At 40.0% G+C, this 16,494-nt stretch carries 15 protein-coding genes; 11 read left to right on the top strand and 4 right to left on the bottom strand.

Going from position 1 to position 16,494, the window contains the following annotated elements:
• Positions 1-29: 29 nt before the first annotated feature.
• The 7 genes from BG00_RS13940 to BG00_RS13910 all read left to right on the top strand — a co-directional run bounded on the left by BG00_RS13940 (position 30) and on the right by BG00_RS13910 (position 7,500).
• The gene (locus BG00_RS13940) at positions 30-1,064 is read left to right on the top strand and encodes a sensor histidine kinase (RefSeq protein WP_036983240.1); all 1,035 of its coding nucleotides are present in this window, start codon (positions 30-32) and stop codon (positions 1,062-1,064) included.
• Positions 1,061-1,762 (top strand): LytR/AlgR family response regulator transcription factor, encoded by a 702-nt coding sequence (locus BG00_RS13935; protein ID WP_036983239.1) that lies wholly within the window; start codon positions 1,061-1,063, stop codon positions 1,760-1,762. The genes BG00_RS13940 and BG00_RS13935 overlap by 4 nt, the downstream gene beginning before the upstream one ends.
• Before the next feature lie 114 nt (positions 1,763-1,876).
• Positions 1,877-2,437: a type IV pilus modification protein PilV gene (gene pilV, locus BG00_RS13930; RefSeq protein WP_036983238.1), complete on the top strand. Its 561-nt coding sequence runs from the start codon at positions 1,877-1,879 to the stop codon at positions 2,435-2,437.
• Between the two features lies 1 nt (position 2,438).
• Positions 2,439-3,434: a PilW family protein gene (locus BG00_RS13925; RefSeq protein WP_036983235.1), complete on the top strand. Its 996-nt coding sequence runs from the start codon at positions 2,439-2,441 to the stop codon at positions 3,432-3,434.
• Positions 3,422-3,913 carry a pilus assembly PilX family protein gene (locus tag BG00_RS13920; RefSeq protein ID WP_036983234.1) on the top strand — a complete coding sequence of 164 codons (492 nt, stop codon included), beginning with the start codon at positions 3,422-3,424 and terminating at the stop codon, positions 3,911-3,913. The genes BG00_RS13925 and BG00_RS13920 overlap by 13 nt, the downstream gene beginning before the upstream one ends.
• 1 nt (position 3,914) lies before the next feature.
• Positions 3,915-7,070: a PilC/PilY family type IV pilus protein gene (locus tag BG00_RS13915; protein WP_036983233.1), complete on the top strand. Its 3,156-nt coding sequence runs from the start codon at positions 3,915-3,917 to the stop codon at positions 7,068-7,070.
• A 10-nt stretch (positions 7,071-7,080) separates the two neighbouring features.
• Positions 7,081-7,500, top strand: coding sequence for a type IV pilin protein (locus BG00_RS13910; protein ID WP_036983232.1), 420 nt, complete (start codon positions 7,081-7,083; stop codon positions 7,498-7,500).
• Between the two features lie 6 nt (positions 7,501-7,506).
• On the opposite strand, the gene BG00_RS13905 is transcribed toward BG00_RS13910, so the two are convergent.
• A complete protein-coding gene (locus BG00_RS13905; RefSeq protein WP_036983231.1) occupies positions 7,507-8,040 on the bottom strand; it encodes a GspH/FimT family pseudopilin in 534 nt (177 codons plus the stop codon).
• Positions 8,041-8,124: 84 nt separating this feature from the next.
• On the bottom strand, positions 8,125-8,658 hold the full coding sequence (locus tag BG00_RS13900; protein ID WP_036983230.1) for a GspH/FimT family pseudopilin: 534 nt from the start codon (positions 8,656-8,658) through the stop codon (positions 8,125-8,127).
• Between the two features lie 160 nt (positions 8,659-8,818).
• Between BG00_RS13900 and BG00_RS13895 the strand changes: the two genes are divergently transcribed.
• Entirely contained in the window at positions 8,819-9,157 is a 339-nt protein-coding gene (locus tag BG00_RS13895; protein ID WP_013464483.1) for a P-II family nitrogen regulator, read from the top strand.
• A gap of 55 nt (positions 9,158-9,212) precedes the next feature.
• On the opposite strand, the gene BG00_RS13890 is transcribed toward BG00_RS13895, so the two are convergent.
• Entirely contained in the window at positions 9,213-9,977 is a 765-nt protein-coding gene (locus BG00_RS13890) for an outer membrane protein assembly factor BamD (RefSeq protein ID WP_036983229.1), read from the bottom strand.
• A 141-nt stretch (positions 9,978-10,118) separates the two neighbouring features.
• Between BG00_RS13890 and rluD the strand changes: the two genes are divergently transcribed.
• From rluD to clpB, 3 genes are all read left to right on the top strand, one after another.
• On the top strand, positions 10,119-11,096 hold the full coding sequence (rluD, locus tag BG00_RS13885; RefSeq protein WP_013464485.1) for a 23S rRNA pseudouridine(1911/1915/1917) synthase RluD: 978 nt from the start codon (positions 10,119-10,121) through the stop codon (positions 11,094-11,096).
• A 2-nt stretch (positions 11,097-11,098) separates the two neighbouring features.
• Positions 11,099-11,830, top strand: coding sequence for a peptidoglycan editing factor PgeF (gene pgeF / locus BG00_RS13880; protein WP_036983228.1), 732 nt, complete (start codon positions 11,099-11,101; stop codon positions 11,828-11,830).
• 96 nt (positions 11,831-11,926) lie between these two features.
• Positions 11,927-14,503 (top strand): ATP-dependent chaperone ClpB, encoded by a 2,577-nt coding sequence (gene clpB / locus BG00_RS13875; protein WP_036983227.1) that lies wholly within the window; start codon positions 11,927-11,929, stop codon positions 14,501-14,503.
• Between the two features lie 62 nt (positions 14,504-14,565).
• On the opposite strand, the gene BG00_RS13870 is transcribed toward clpB, so the two are convergent.
• Positions 14,566-16,113: a methyl-accepting chemotaxis protein gene (locus tag BG00_RS13870; protein ID WP_036983225.1), complete on the bottom strand. Its 1,548-nt coding sequence runs from the start codon at positions 16,111-16,113 to the stop codon at positions 14,566-14,568.
• Between the last annotated feature and the right edge of the window lie 381 nt (positions 16,114-16,494).

Here is a 16,494-nt window from a genome sequence, read left to right as displayed (position 1 = left end):
TAGAGATAAATCATAAAAGGAGGGTTGGAATGGGTAAGCAACTGTCACCAGATGCGTTACTTTTTTCGGCCCTTTTTAATGAGCGTGGTGTGCTTGCATCCCTCGTAGTGACACAAGTTGTGGCTATTATATTAGCTTTTGCTCCTAATGCTGGCGGTGATATATGGCTGCATTTGGGGGGGATCAGTTTGTTTCTTCATGTAACTGTGCTGGTCAGTACCTCTTTTTTATATCTTTGCCGTCGATTTCTTGCAAAACAGACTCAGTTTATTCAGATCAGTTTTTTTATTGCTTCATATAGTCTCAGTACTGCTGTATTTAGTTTGGTGTTTTCTCATATTGCTTTTGATATTGAAAACGAAAAACAACTGACGTTATTTGTGCTGCGTAATTGCATTATTGTATTTTTGCTTACCTTACTGTTTGTACAATTTTTGCTTATTCATTTTGAAAAAGAGCAGCAAACCAAAGCACTTTCTCGTGCAGAACTTGATGCTTTGCAGGCACGGATCCGACCCCACTTTTTATATAATAGTTTGAATACGGCGGCAGAATTAATGCATCATGACGTTGAGGCTGCAGAGCATGCAATTTTAGCACTGGCAGCGCTGTCTCAAGCTGCAATGCGTTCAGGTCAAAGTGTATTGCTCAGTGATGAAATAACATTAACTAAACAGTATATTGCGCTTGAATCATGGCGATTTGCAGAGCGCTTAAAGGTTGAGTGGTTATTACCAGAACATCTCCCTGCGCTATATATTCCATATCTAACATTACAACCTTTGGTAGAGAACGCAGTATGTCATGGCATTGAGCCAAGCCAAAGTGGTGCTACTATAAGTATTGAACTGCATGTGACAACACATTATTTAACCTTAATTGTAACTAATCCTGTACCCACTGAAACTGAAAATACTAGAGAGCATAACGGTATGGCTCTTGATAATATTCGTTCTCGTTTAAGTATTTATTATAAAGGTCGGGCGCAACTGACAATAACCAACAAAGATAATCAATTTAGGGTTAAAGTGGTTATCCCAAAACAAGCAGAGAATACGTTATGAATGCCCTGATTGTAGATGATGAACCCTTAGCAAGAGCACGCTTGAAGCGTTTACTTGCTGAGAACCATACATCCATTCATGTGCAAGGAGAGGCCGGTAATGGCAATGACGCTTTAATGAAAATAGAAGAGTTTCAGCCTGATTTAGTGTTTTTAGATGTTGACATGCCAGGCTTAAATGGCATCGAAGTGGCTAATCAACTCAATGATCTTGCGGTACCTCCAGCGATTATTTTTATAACCGCTCATCCTGAGCATGCCCTTGATGCGATGCAGTTAAATGCAGCCGGATATTTGGTAAAACCTATATCAGAAAAAAGTTTGCAACATGCATTACAACAGCTAGGACGTTTAAACAGAGTACACCTGCAACAACAAACAGAAAAAATAACCTATCAATTAGCAGGCACCGTAAGAAGTATAAAAATAGAAAATATTTTTTATTTTTATGCACAGGAAAAGTACACCAAAGTCGTGTTCGATGGTGGAGAGGCTCTAATTGAAGACAGTTTAAAGCAACTTGAAATGCAATATCCTCGTCACTTATTGCGAATTCATCGAAATACCTTAGTGAATAAAAATAAAATTTTGGCACTCCATACACTTAAAAACCATCAACATGTTATTGAACTCAAAGGGTGTACACCTTTTTTAGCCGTTAGTCGCCGAGCGCTCAAAAGCGTAAAAAGCGTACTTTAGCACACCAACCTATTAACCGCTTATCAAGATAATTAACCGTTGGTCGTGGTCTTAGTTGAATCTATTTTTTTATTGCATACACTTAGTATCAGATAATTATTATTTGGTTTTACTATGTCTTTGAGCACGTTTAAATTGCAAAAAGGTTTTACCCTTATTGAAGTCCTGATTGCGTTTATTATATTAAGCTTTGGTTTATTGGGGGCTGTAGCCCTGCAAGCAAAAGCAAAGCAGGCAAGCTTTGATTCAATGCAACGTGCTGCTGCTGTTGCGCTTGGTAATGATATTATCCAACGTATTCGGGCTAACGATACATCGCAACTAGCTACATTATACGACCTTGAGTTTACCAGCGAGACAAGTATTAATTCCTCTACAACCTGTTATACAAGTTCATGCAGTAATGCACAAATTGCGAGTTTAGATATAGAGCAGTGGAAACGTGCTATTCGTGCCCGCGAAAATACGGGATCACTTGATGGTGCCACCGTGTGTATTAATCCCGAAGCGGTAGCAGGCTCTGGCGGTAAAGCGTTTAATATTGAGGTCATTGTTTCTTGGCAGGGTCGTCAAGAATTCACTGCAAATGAAAATACAGCAAATATTGATTGCGGAACAGCTGATAGAAAACGCCGTGTAGTAGTACTTACCAGCTATGTTTATGTTAGGAGCTAAAATGAGGCAAGCAGGTTTTACACTCATTGAAATGATGATCTCTTTGTTCATCGGCGGACTAATTTTAGGTGGCGTCATGTTTACTTATATTGGTATGAAAACAACCACCAAAAGCACCATGGCAATAGGTGAACTGCAAGAGTCAGGGCGTTTAGCGATTAATATTATGCAACGCGATATAGAACAAGTAGGCTTTTGGGGCACATTTTATGGCAATTCATTTACTGCAATAAACACCTCATCATTAACAAGTTCAACAGGTGATTGCTTTGAAGGTCTCAACAATGGCAGTTTTCCTGATTTAACCAGCAGTAGTAACTTTAAAACCCTTTATGCAAAAACAGCGACCAGTTCAAGTGAACTTAATTGTGTTAATAACCCTGTATCGGGCACTGATATTTTACAAATTAAGTTTGTGCAAGGGCACCAATTAGATGTAACTAACGCGGTTAACGAAACAGCTAATAATGATTATTATTTTGTGGCCGAACAAGAACTTGCTCGTTTTGTCAAAGATCAGGTTGATGCCAACACACTTAATGTCAATGCCACTGTGTGGCCTTACAGCCACCATGTTTATTATATTAGCGAACAAACTTATACCGTAAATAATAAAAAACTAACAGTGCCCGCATTGATGCGAAAACGCCTAACTGGCAACGGTATGACCACGGAAACAATCATGGAAGGGGTTGAAAATATGCGTTTTATTTTTGGTCTCGATACTAATGGTAATGGCAAGGTCGATTCGTATCGCAGCATAAACAAAATGACTGCAGCTGAGTGGGGCAATCAACAAGGTATTTTAACCGTGCAGCTATTTTTATTAGTAAGAACATTGCAACCCGATCCAAGCATAAATAGCAAAAAGCAAATATATACACTCGGTGAAGATGAAAACGCGCGTAAGCTTGAAGTTACTGATAACTATAGGCGTACTGTATTTACTACCACTATTCGTTTAAATAATGTAGGGGCAAATTTATGGCGTATGTAACACACACACCTACACAGCATAAGCAAAAGGGAGTAGTGCTTATTACTGCTCTAATTATGGTAATAGCAGTAACCGGTATTGCCGTTACATTAATGAGTAGCAGTACTATTGACATTAAAGTTACCAATGCAGCACAAGAGCGGGAGGTGGCAGAAAACATGCTAGTCGGCGAGGTTCAACGGGTGATAGCGCAAGAGGCTAATAAAGGTAGCGCTAGTCAGTTTTTCTTGACTAAGAACGAGATCCCTGAGCAATGGAAAACGATAGCTACTCATGATGGTATGCAAAGTGCCATGACCAATTTAAATAAGGGAGTAATGGAACTCAACTGCCCGCGTAGGTACAACCCTACCCAGGGAGTAGTATGTAACATGATGCAAGTGACCACAACTATAGAATATGGCTCTAAGAGCAAGCACCAGCTAACGGTTGTAACGGGTATAGCGCAAGAAATGGCTGATAAAGGTAAGGGGATTTAACATGAAACTAGCAGCAATTATTGTATATACTTATCTTATTTGCCTTTTTTTTACAGCGCCGAGCAAAGCTGAAGACATAGAGCTATATGTAAATAAAGATGTCAATATAAATGAAAAACCTCGAGTATTGCTGATTTTTGATACGTCAGGGAGTATGGCTTATTCAACTGCAACAGGTGACGACTGTGGCCAATATAGCAACCGAGATTGGATATTATGTTCTGACAGTCGTTTAGGTGTTGCAAAAGAAGCAATGACGGAACTTGTTAACAATAATAAAGATATTGATTTCGGTTTAATGCGTTTTAGTGGCCTTAGTGGTGGTTATGTTTTGGCAGGAATAGGTTCAACTACAGAGAAAATTACATCTGAAATTAATAAGTTACCAGCTGATGGAGGTACTCCATTGGCCGAAACTCTTTGGGAGGCCTATTTATATATCACAGGGCAAAGTCTGCAATATGGTCAGCAAGTGGCTGAGTCGAAAAGAGATACTAATATTGAAAATAAAGTGTTTATTGGTAGAGAACGAGTACGTAAATGCAGCAGTTGGTGGAATTGTTGGTGGGAGTGGCAGGATAAATTCAGCTATAGATATATCTCACCTTTTGCCGATAGTAGTGCTGAGGTAGAGCGTTGTGATAATTCAATTAATATTATTTATATGACAGATGGTGATCCCTCTGTTGGTGATGACAACGAAATGGATGAGAATATTAGTACGCAGCATAATAACTATTTTAGTCGCTACCTTAATACTTCTGATGGGATCAATGGTAATTACCTGCATCAATTAGCAAAAGTAATTCATGGCACAAGCAGTGTTGCGGTTGATTTAATCCCTACAACAACCAACATAAAAGAAACAGGGCGAGTATATCCTATAGGCTTTGGAAGCGGGATGACCGTTAACGGAAAAAAATTGTTAGAAGAAACAGCTAGGCTCGGTGGCGGGCAGTACCTCCATGCAAATTCTGCGGAACAGCTTGCTGCTGCACTTAAAAATACCATTACCTTAATACGAGAAGAAAACAGCACTTTTACATCGCCTTCTTTTGCGAGTAACAATGTGGATCAAACCCGCAGTAAGGATGCGGTGTATCTCGCCATGTTTTATCCTGAAGTGGGCACTCGGTGGCGCGGTAATTTAAAAAAAATAAAAGTGATGGGAAATAAACTTATAGATTCAACATCAACGCTTGCATTAAATAGTGACGGATTAATTAAAAAAGATGCTAAAACATTTTGGACGAAGGGCAATTTAGCTGATGGCAACTCCGTTGAAAGCGGTGGAGTTAATGCGATGCTGACAAGTTTAGATCCGGGTAAGCGTAAATTAATTTCAGATATTGGGGTATTTAATATATCTAACCTAGTGCAAGTTTATGGTGACAAAGAAAAAGCTGCTGGCGTTTTTAATGTGCCTAAAAGCGATCTTGATTCAACAATAAACTGGGCACGTGGTGTTGATGTTGATAATGAGAATACTACAAGCACCCAGCGAGCTAACATTTTTGGCGACCCTTTACATTCAAAACCTGTGGCGATTGATTATGGCAATAATGATGTTCGTATAATTGTCGGTACAAACGCAGGCTTTTTACACATGTTTAAAGATGATGATAGTAAGAATGAAGTAACTGAAAGCTGGGCATTCATACCTTCAGCGTTATTTAATATTATTAAGCCGCTTAGAGCCAAAGAGGCCGGAAAAAAATATGGCATGGATGGCCCTATTAGCGTGTACTCTAAAAATGAGAGTTTAGATGCCGATGGTATTAATGATGGCATTGTTAATGCGGGTAAAGGTGATGCTGTATGGGCGTTTGCAGGCATGCGACGTGGCGGTAAAAACTATTATGGGTTAGATATTACTGAGCCTGACTCACCTTCTTTAATGTGGAGTATTAAAGGCGGGGTAGATTCAGGTTTTGAAGAGCTTGGTCAGTCTTGGTCGAAACCACAAGTTGCGTTTATAAAGGCCTTTGGTGATAAGCCCGTTTTGATTTTTGGCGGTGGCTACGACACCATTAAAGATAAAGACAAAGGGAATAAACGCGATGCAGACTCAATGGGTCGAGATGTGTTTATTGTTGATGCTAAAACCGGTAAAAAGCTTTGGTCACTGCGCAGTAACAATAGCTTTACTGGTAAACACAGTATTGCCGCAGACGTTACATTGCTTGACTCTAATTACGATGGCTATATTGATAGAATTTACGCAGCAGATACCGGTGGCGACATTTGGCGTGTTGATATGCCAGGTAGTCAAACAAATGAATTTAGCCACTTTAAACTTGCATCGCTTGCTGATGGTAAAGATAGGCGCTTTTTTTATAAACCAGCCATAGCGCGAACCATATTTAGTAAAGTGACTCAAAAAGAGGGTGTTACTTCACGTGTTGAAACTCCTTACGATGCCATTGTTATTGGCAGTGGTAACCGCACTAACCCGGTAAATTCAACCACAGCCGATGAGCTTTTTATGATAAGGGATGAAAATACGCTCACAAAATCATTTAAAAATAACGCCCCTAAAACTATTTTATTTACAGATTTAATGTCAATGAATGAAGATAAGTTTGGTAATGCATTAAGTAATGTTAGTGAGTTTATAAATCTAGAAGTTGAACTGACAAATACATTTAAAGGCTGGCATTATTCGTTATCACCTGGCGAAAAATCGCTTGCTGCGGCAACCGTGGTAGGAGGCGTTGCGTATTTTACTTCATTTAGTCCTGCATCGGATGCTGGACTAAACCAATGTTCGTTAACCGGTGGCGGAGGCTCTTTATATGCATTTCATTTGCATTACGGCACTAAAGTGTATGATGAGTTAAAATTTGCAACCAGTTATGAAGTCCCCGATACGCCGCAGCTTTATTTTGGTTCCTCATGTGTTGACGGTAATTCAGACGGTAAATGCGACGACGACACAACGGTTGACGTGCAAAGCCAATTTTATTTAATTGGCCCTGGCATAAAAGGCAAAAATGCAGAGAATCCGCTTAGACCAATCGAAATTATTGGGCCCAATTTAAAAATAGTAGATGATAAAATTCAGCTAGTTAACGATACTCAGCCTATTGGGTTTGGCTTTAAAACCCAGCAAATGTATATTTACAAACGTGAAGAAAACGATGAAATGAATAATTAGGAGTCATTAAATGGTTGCCAAGCACACTGGGTTTACTTTAATTGAGCTGATGATAGCCGTGGCAATTGTGGGTATTTTAGCCGCTATTGCTGTGCCTAATTACAGTGAATATGTAAAACGCGCATCACGTGCAGAAGCGGCATCTGCACTTTTAGATGCCGCAAACAAGCAAGAGCAGTACTTTGTGGATAACCGAGCATACTCAACTTCGTTTAGCGACTTAGGTATTCAAAGTAAAACTGAAAACGGTCATTTTGAGCTAACAATTAATGTGGTTAATAGCAATAAATTTACAATTACTGCGAAACCCATTGCTGGTGCCGTGAAAGGGGATGCTGATTGCACGTCATTAACCATTAATGACGTTGGCTTAAAAGGAGCAACGGGTAGTAAAGGCGATACCGACATCAACTATTGCTGGGGTAGATAACGTTAGTTATTTTTGGCATTTGTTGGTAGATTTTATTCGTATTCGCCCAGTTTGACTTATTGACAGAGCAAGCCCCTCAAGGCTTGCTTTTTCGTTATTTGGGCAATAGATAAAAGTACCATTTTGAAAACCATTTAGTGTACCATCTGGCCTAAATGTAATGGCATCTCGTGGGTATGTTAACGTATCGGCTTCATTTGTGTGCTCAAATGTACTGATCAGCTGCTCGTCTTTGCCAAGCGACGTTGACTTGTCGTTATCAACAAATATAGCGAGCTGGTTATGCCAGTTGTCTAATGTACATTTATTACTTTTTAATGCGCACAAAGTAACGTAGCTGTTTTTTTCTATAGCGTATAGACGAGCATAATTGATATTTTTATGTAATAAGCTAACTTGATTGCTCACGCGGTTGAGCGCTAAAAAGTTGGGTAAATAAGACAAGGATATTTGACCTACAATGGCAACAATCGCGAGGCTAACTAGCAGTTCTAATAATGTTGTACCATGGTGGGTAGAAAAGTATAAAGGTAACTTCATCCCTGAAGCCTCAATCTAAACATGCTTCTTACAAGTTTAGTAAAAACTTAAATTATGGCAAGTGTTGTTTAATTTATAATCACCCTATTTATTATTACCTAAATAAAAAGCGGTGCCTGATTTGGAAAGTGTGAGTGCCTTGCTATTATCTTGATTACCATTAGGTGAAAAAACAAAGTTACCTGGCGAAGTAGTAATACGGCCACTGGTATTAAAGCGGATTTGGCTACCCCCAGAAAATGTCACTTTGTCGTTGGGTTTGGTTTTTTCCATGACTCTTATTAAACTATCACCACTGTCATATTGCCTATTATTATTACCATCGACAAAGGTGACGACAACATTATCGCTAGCCCACTCAGTGGTGCACTTAAAATTGGCAGCTGAACTTTTCACATCAGCATAAGGTGCTGGACAAATAATTACGATCTCATCGGTACTAGCCGCTTGTGAGCGTGCAAAGCTAATATTACGTTTAAGTTCTAATAAAAAATTTTCACCTCGGTTTTCTTCCAGCATATCGCTACTGTTCCACAACGCAATAGTGGCTATAATGCTAACAATGGCCACGGTGACCATTAACTCTAATAGGGTAAATCCACGGTGCTTAGTTTTCATATAAATCTCATTAACTCGGTGATGTTTTAGTATAGCTATTTTTATTAGCATAATCATAGCATGACAAATTGTTTTATCACCGTAATTCAATCGCTTTGTTTGCTATGAACCTCATGATTGTCTAAAATCGAGGCAACTGAAGCTTTCAAAAGTAATTACTATGAAAAAAATAGAAGCAATCATTAAACCGTTTAAGCTCGATGATGTGCGTGAAGCATTATCTGATGTAGGCATTACGGGTATGACAGTAAGTGAAGTAAAAGGGTTTGGGCGTCAAAAAGGCCACACAGAGCTATACCGTGGTGCTGAGTACATGGTTGACTTTTTACCTAAAGTAAAACTAGATATTGTGCTCGGTGATGAAGACGTAGAACGTGCTATTGATGTTATTGTTAAAACAGCACAAACAGGCAAAATTGGTGATGGTAAAATATTTGTCACTGACGTAGAACGTGTGGTTCGAATTCGTACTGCAGAAGAGGATGAAGAGGCTATATAGTCGAGTAAACCTCGTAAAAAAAGGCGCTAATTTTATAACTAGCGCCTTTTTCGTGTTATTTATTTCTGCTATTAAATTTACGCGTTTGCTCTGCATGCTGACTTAGTTCAGTCAAGCCAAGCTTCTCGTAACTTTTTTCCATCATGGCGAGTGCCGCATCAAGATAACTACTTTGTGAGTAGTGCTCTACCACATATTTACCGCGATTTGCGGCTGCTAAATAGGCTTCACGTTCGTAATAGTAAGTTGCCACTTTTAGCTCATAACGTGCCATGCGGTTTAATAACCAAACTAAACGACGTTTTGCTTCTGGCGCATAACCACTTTCTGGAAAACGTTTAACTAGAGTTGATAAGTCGGTATAAGCAACACGGGTGCGTTTAGCATCTCTGTCGGCTCTGTCTACGCCAAAGTATTCTTGGAAAGCATTTTTATCCGCCTTAATATTAACCAAGCCACGCATGTAGTACATGTAATCTAAATCTTTGTGGTTTGGGTTTAAGCGAATAAAACGGTCGATTGTAGCAAGTGCTTGCTCTGTATTACCTGATTGGTAATGTGCATACACTAAATCCATTTGGACTTGTTTTGAAAACGGACCAAACGGATAGCGAGAGTCAATTGCCGTTAATAATTCAATTGCACGAGCGTATAAACCAGAATCAAGCGTTTGTTTTGCATCTTCGTATAGTGCTTGTGCCGATCTGTTGGGTACGCGTTGAATATCTTCTTGGTCAGGTGCAGACGAGCAGGCCCCTAAACTAAGCACTGAAACTGAAAAAACAATGGCGAATGCACGTTTCCCTATTTTATTTATCATTTTATTTGTTACCTTCGATGTCTTCGGCTAGGCCAAGTGGGTAAAACCGAGTAAACTATGCGTATTATGTTATGCTTTTATTAAAAGCGATTCTAACCCAGTCAAGCAAAGCTTGCACTGGTAAATTGGGTAAAGTTACTAATGTCAGAGCAAATATCTCTCCAAGCCGAGGTCCCAACAGACTTAGGTGGTAAACGTCTAGACCAAGTATTAGCACAATTGTTCCCTGATTATTCACGATCACGGATAAAAACGTGGATTTTAGATGATAAAATCACCGTTGATGGTGAAATTTTCAACACCCCGCGTGAAAAACTACTCGGTGGTGAAGTTGTAGCTGTTGAAACAACAATAGAAGCACCTCGTGAATACGAAGCACAAGATATCAAATTAAACATCGTTTATGAAGACGATGATATTTTAGTGATCAACAAACCAATGGGATTAGTGGTTCATCCTGGCGCAGGTAACCCTGACGGTACGGTGTTAAATGCTTTATTACACTACTACCCAGAAATTATTAATGTGCCACGAGCGGGTATTGTGCATCGTTTAGACAAAGATACAACAGGTTTAATGGTTGTCGCTAAAACGATTCAGGCACAAACACATTTAGTTAAAGCACTGCAAAAGCGCGAAAACTTCACACGTGAATATGAAGCGTTATGTAATGGCACTATGACAGCCGGTGGTATGGTTGAAAAACCAATTGGTCGTCATGCAACGCAGCGTACGCATATGGCAGTTCATGAAATGGGTAAACCAGCTATTACGCATTACCGTGTTGCCGAAAAATTCCGCGCCCATACACGTTTGCGTTTACGTCTTGAAACAGGGCGTACACACCAAATTCGTGTGCATATGGCGTACTTAAACCATCCATTAATTGGCGATCAATCTTATGGCGGTCGTCCTCGTCCACCAAAAGGGGCAACGCCTGAGTTATTTGAGTTACTGCGTAGCTTTAAACGCCAAGCGCTTCATGCCGTTAAATTAAGTATTGCGCATCCAATCACCGGTGAAATGATGACCTGGCAAGCGCCTATCCCTGATGATATGGTCCAAATGACTCAAGCATTGCGCGAAGACACAAAAGCAAACCCTGATATAGCGAGTTAACAATGTTTGGCTTATCAGCTACATGGCAATCTCTTCATGGTGTAGATACATTGAGTACTACACGTGAAGGGGGCGTATCTCAGCCTCCATTCGGTAGTTTGAATTTAGGGTTGCATGTAGGTGATAACAGCCAAGATGTATTAAATAACAGAGCACGTGTAAATGCTCATTTGCCTAAACCGGCAATTTGGTTAAATCAGGTTCATAGCGCTGATGTAATTACAGTGGACGAGCGATTTGACCCCAATCAAATACTCACAGGCGATGCGTTATATACGCAATTACGCAATCAACCTTTAGCCATAATGACCGCTGATTGTTTACCTATTTTACTCTCATCGAGTGACGGGCAAGAAGTGGCCGCAATTCATGCCGGTTGGCGAGGGTTAGAGCAAGGGGTGATAAACAATGCGCTGGCTTGTTTTAAAAATGCCTCGGCGAATATACATGCTTGGTTAGGTCCTGCAATAGGGGCTAATCAATTTCATGTCGGTCAAGAGGTAGTCGAGTTATTTACAGCAAATAACCCCCTAATGCACAGTGCGTTCAAAGCTCAAAATAATGAAAAGTATTTAGCTAATATTTATCTAATAGCAACTATTTTACTTAATCAACAGGGCGTTATAAACATTAGCGGGGGTGAGCATTGCACGGTTTCTCAAGCTAACTTGTTTTTTTCTTATCGGCGCGATGGCCAAACCGGTCGTATGGCAAGTTTGATCTGGCGCAAGTAAATAATCATTAGGTGATTATTTTTCCCTTAATACCTTGAACAAACCCGCTAATATACCCATCTATTAAGTAATTCTTTTTTTTATAGGTAAACCCCCATGCGTTTAGATAGATTTACAAGTAAATTTCAGTCTGCGCTTTCAGATGCGCAATCATTAGCCCTAGGTCGCGATCATCAATTTATTGAACCTGTGCATCTAATGTACGCTTTGTTAAAACAAAGCGGCTCAAGTGTGCGTGCACTATTTGCACAAATGAGCATCAGCGTTGATGAACTCAACACTAAGTTATCACAAGAGATAGAAAAGTTATTTAAAGTGGAAGGTGTTGGTGGCGATGTACAGTTGTCAAATAACATGGTTTCACTGATAAACTTATGTGATAAGTACGCCCAAAAACGTAAAGATAAATACATTTCAAGTGAGTTGTTTGTATTAGTTGCGTGTGAAGATAAAGGCCCGCTTGGCAGTGTTTTTAAAGCACTTAACATTACTGCGAGTAAGGTTGAAACGGCAATTGAAGCGATTCGTGGTGGTCAAAAAGTTGACGATCCTAATGCGGAAGAAACACGTCAAGCACTTGAAAAGTACACCATCGATTTAACTGAGCGTGCAGAGCAAGGTAAGCTTGACCCTGTAATCGGTCGTGATGATGAAATTCGCCGCACTATACAAGTATTACAACGCCGTTCCAAAAATAACCCTGTGTTAATTGGTGAGCCAGGGGTGGGTAAAACAGCCATAGCTGAAGGGCTTGCACAGCGTATTATTAATGGTGAAGTGCCTGAGGGCTTAAAAAACAAGCGCGTATTATCACTTGATTTAGGCGCATTAGTTGCTGGTGCAAAATACCGAGGTGAATTTGAAGAGCGTTTAAAATCAGTACTTAATGAGTTGGCTAAAGAAGAAGGCCAAGTTATTTTATTTATTGATGAAATTCATACCATTGTTGGTGCTGGTAAAAGTGATGGCGCTATGGATGCGGGTAACATGTTAAAACCTGCCTTAGCACGCGGTGAACTCCATTGCGTAGGCGCAACCACTTTAGATGAATACCGTAAATACATTGAAAAAGATGCTGCGCTTGAGCGCCGGTTCCAAAAGGTATTAATAGAAGAACCTTCAGTAGAAGACACCATTGCTATTCTGCGTGGCTTGAAAGAGCGTTACGAGTTACACCATTCAGTGGAGATCACCGACCCTGCAATCGTTGCCGCAGCGCAGTTATCGCATCGTTATATTAGTGATCGCCAATTACCCGATAAAGCAATCGATTTAATTGACGAAGCGGGCTCTTCTATTCGCTTGCAAATTGATTCAAAGCCAGAAGCTTTAGATAAATTAGAGCGTCGCATTATCCAATTAAAAATTGAAGATAACGCATTGGCCAAAGAGAAAGATGAAGCAAGTCAAAAGCGCCGTACAGAAATGCTCGAGCTGATCACTGAGCTTGAAGGGCAATACCGTGAACTAGATGAAGTATGGAATGCAGAAAAAGCGTCTTTACAAGGCACGCAGGTTATTAAAGCTGAGCTAGAGCAGGCACGACTTGATTTAGAAGTGGCTCGCAGAGCAAGTGACTTGCAGCGTATGTCTGAACTGCAATATGGACGTATACCTGAGCTTGAGCGCAAACTCGATTTAGCATCACAAGCAGAAATGCAAGAAATGAGCTTGCTTAAAAATCAGGTGGGCGAAGATGAAATTGCAGAAATTTTATCACGTTGGACCGGGATCCCAGTGGCGCGTATGCTCCAAGGTGAACGTGAAAAACTATTACAAATGGAAGAGCAGTTACATAACAAAGTCATTGGTCAAGATGAGGCCGTCGTTGCGGTGGCTAATGCCATTCGTCGTTCGCGTGCAGGGCTTGCTGATCCCAATCGTCCAATTGGCTCGTTCTTATTTTTAGGGCCTACAGGGGTTGGTAAAACAGAACTTACCAAGGCACTAGCAGGCTATATGTTTGATACCGAAAGTGCCATGGTGCGTATAGATATGTCTGAGTTTATGGAAAAACACTCAGTCGCACGTCTAGTCGGTGCGCCTCCAGGGTACGTCGGTTACGAAGAAGGTGGTTATTTAACCGAAGCTGTTCGTCGTAAACCTTATTCGGTTATTTTGCTTGATGAAATAGAAAAAGCGCATCCAGATGTGTTTAATATTTTATTACAAGTCCTTGATGACGGTCGTTTAACGGATGGCCAAGGGCGTACGGTTGATTTTAAAAACACGGTTATCATTATGACCTCCAACTTGGGCTCAGATATCATTCAAGAGCAAGCGGGAAGTAATGATTATGACGAGCTTAAAGCAAAAGTTATGGGTGTTTTACATAATGAATTTAGACCCGAGTTCATTAACCGTATTGATGAAACTGTGGTATTTCACTCACTTTCACATAGTCATATTAAAGAAATTGCAGATATTCAGTTAAGCAAATTACGTCAACGATTGACAGAGATGGGGTATTTACTTGAGTTGACAGATGCTGCTCTTGAGCGAATTGCTGCCAGTGGCTTTGATCCTGTCTATGGCGCTCGTCCACTTAAACGGGCAATACAGCAAACCATTGAAAATCCATTAGCACAAAAACTGCTTAATAATGAATTTCAACCAGGTTGTATCATTGTCATTGATGCTAACGAAGACGGCTTAGTGTTTACGAGTCGATAATCTGAGCACAGCAAAAAGCCGCTGTTCACAGCGGCTTTTTTGTTTCTATTTTAGGGCGTTTGTTAAACTTTAAAAGTCAGTAATAAATCATTCACTTTTCTTGAGCCTTCCACTAGTTCAGCCGCACCACGTGCTACGCTAAAACTCAATTGTAAATTGTCATCCCCTAAGCCTTTAATCTTTTCAACATTGCTACCAATGTCTTTACTTACAACCTGTTGCTGTTCTGCTGCGGCTGAAATATCCGTGGCGAGCTGTGAAATTTCACTAATTTGAATAAAAATACTATCAAGCTCGTGTTGTGTTTGTCCTGTAGTATTAACACAGTCATCGGCTTGTTGTTTTGTGCTCTGCATGATTTTAGACCAGCTAAACAAGGTATCTTGAATTTCTTTAATTGAGTTATGAATTTGTGCCGTGGCGTTTTGAGTTCGTGACGACAGCGCTCTTACTTCATCGGCAACGACTGCAAAACCACGCCCATGCTCACCGGCGCGTGCCGCTTCAATAGCCGCATTGAGTGCCAATAAGTTAGTTTGTTCAGCAATCCCTTCTATTTCACTCATGACTTGGCCAATTTTATCCGCTTCAGAGGCAAGCCCCGTTGCTGTGGCGGCCGCTTGCTCAACTTGTACAGCTAAGTCAGACACCATTTTACTGTTATCTGCAATATGATTCTTGATATCAGAGCAGCTTTGATAAGTAATGCCCACTTTATCAGCCGTGTTATTGGTATTATTAGAGATTTCACCAATCGTGGTACTCATTTGTGACATGGCTGAAGCAATTTGTTCTAGCTGAGTGCCTTGAGAAGAAATACCTTGCTCGGTCAACGTCGATTGTTGATCTAACCCTTGGGCAATCGTATTAAAACTCATGGTTGAATCTTTTACCCGCCCTAGTACCGTTCTTAATTTAGCACTGAGCATCTGCTCTCTATACTCACTAATGCTGTGTGGGTGCGAGCCACTATACACATAACGAGATACAGAGTCTGCTTGGTTTTTTTGTTGTTTGAGGGTTGCAGGTGTGATTACCAGCTCATCATAATTTAAAACTAAAATAACAATACATACTAATAAGTTAATCGCGGCAAGCGAAAGAGAGCCCCACATTGCGACACTGGCTAACCAAATTAAAATACCCGCAATGCTCAAACCTTGTCTTAATGATGTGCGTTCGCGCCAGCTGAATAATGATTTATTAGCGTTAATTTTGGCATAGAGCTTTTGTGCTCTGCGTTTTGCGCGTTGCTCTAGTTTTATTCGCACAGACTGATAACCAATAAGTTGGCCATGCTCAAAAATAGGCGTTACAAATGCATCAACCCAATAATAGCGGCCGTCTTTACATAAGTTTTTGACTGCGCCACGCCACGAATGGCCTTGTTTTAAGGTGTCCCACATTTCTTTAAATGCAGCTTTTGGCATATCAGGGTGGCGAACGATATTGTGATTTTTATTTATCAGTTCATCCATCTCGTAGCCTGCGATACTACAAAACTCATGATTGGCATAAGTAATAACACCGCGTAAGTCAGTGGTTGAAACCAACTCTTGGTGTTCTTCGAAGTTAACTTCTTCATCTATTAAGCTTTGATTACGACGCATAGTGACTCTTTATCATTCTTTATTGTGGCGGCTATTGTAATTACTAAAACTAATGTACGTTAGTGATATGTGTAAAATAGCAGGAATAAGACATTTTTTTGATATTTATATGATCTTTATCAATATTAAGGGTAATTGAATTTTTCAGTTATGACAAACTTTTAGGGTTTAATTCTATCTTGTCAAAGCGTTTTAAAACGCCATGTTGTCAGCGGCGGATTATGGCAAATAATATGTAAAAGAAATTGTATATTCGTAGTGGCAATGGCAAGATTATCTTTTATAGCGTGAAACAAAGCGTGTTTAAAATCCAGTAAAAACTATATCTAATAAATTCATATAGTTTTTTCATCGTTTAATCTTGAGTAAAGGTAAAAAGAC

Origin of the sequence: Pseudoalteromonas sp. SCSIO_11900, assembly GCF_000576475.1 — a bacterium.
Lineage (GTDB): Bacteria > Pseudomonadota > Gammaproteobacteria > Enterobacterales > Alteromonadaceae > Pseudoalteromonas > Pseudoalteromonas tetraodonis.
Note: the sequence above shows the minus strand (reverse complement) of the source record. Positions and strands in the feature narration are given on the sequence as shown.

What these genes read in the sequence shown, in the direction of transcription:
- BG00_RS13925 (WP_036983235.1), top strand. Translation starts at nt 2,439, where the DNA reads ATGAGGCAAGCAGGTTTTACACTCATTGAAATGATGATCTCTTTGTTC.
- BG00_RS13920 (WP_036983234.1), top strand. Translation starts at nt 3,422, where the DNA reads ATGGCGTATGTAACACACACACCTACACAGCATAAGCAAAAGGGAGTA.
- BG00_RS13940 (WP_036983240.1), top strand. Translation starts at nt 30, where the DNA reads ATGGGTAAGCAACTGTCACCAGATGCGTTACTTTTTTCGGCCCTTTTT.
- pilV (WP_036983238.1), top strand. Translation starts at nt 1,877, where the DNA reads ATGTCTTTGAGCACGTTTAAATTGCAAAAAGGTTTTACCCTTATTGAA.
- BG00_RS13870 (WP_036983225.1), bottom strand. Translation starts at nt 16,113, where the DNA reads ATGCGTCGTAATCAAAGCTTAATAGATGAAGAAGTTAACTTCGAAGAA.
- BG00_RS13935 (WP_036983239.1), top strand. Translation starts at nt 1,061, where the DNA reads ATGAATGCCCTGATTGTAGATGATGAACCCTTAGCAAGAGCACGCTTG.
- rluD (WP_013464485.1), top strand. Translation starts at nt 10,119, where the DNA reads ATGTCAGAGCAAATATCTCTCCAAGCCGAGGTCCCAACAGACTTAGGT.
- BG00_RS13900 (WP_036983230.1), bottom strand. Translation starts at nt 8,658, where the DNA reads ATGAAAACTAAGCACCGTGGATTTACCCTATTAGAGTTAATGGTCACC.
- pgeF (WP_036983228.1), top strand. Translation starts at nt 11,099, where the DNA reads ATGTTTGGCTTATCAGCTACATGGCAATCTCTTCATGGTGTAGATACA.
- BG00_RS13905 (WP_036983231.1), bottom strand. Translation starts at nt 8,040, where the DNA reads ATGAAGTTACCTTTATACTTTTCTACCCACCATGGTACAACATTATTA.
- clpB (WP_036983227.1), top strand. Translation starts at nt 11,927, where the DNA reads ATGCGTTTAGATAGATTTACAAGTAAATTTCAGTCTGCGCTTTCAGAT.
- BG00_RS13890 (WP_036983229.1), bottom strand. Translation starts at nt 9,977, where the DNA reads ATGATAAATAAAATAGGGAAACGTGCATTCGCCATTGTTTTTTCAGTT.
- BG00_RS13910 (WP_036983232.1), top strand. Translation starts at nt 7,081, where the DNA reads ATGGTTGCCAAGCACACTGGGTTTACTTTAATTGAGCTGATGATAGCC.
- BG00_RS13915 (WP_036983233.1), top strand. Translation starts at nt 3,915, where the DNA reads ATGAAACTAGCAGCAATTATTGTATATACTTATCTTATTTGCCTTTTT.
- BG00_RS13895 (WP_013464483.1), top strand. Translation starts at nt 8,819, where the DNA reads ATGAAAAAAATAGAAGCAATCATTAAACCGTTTAAGCTCGATGATGTG.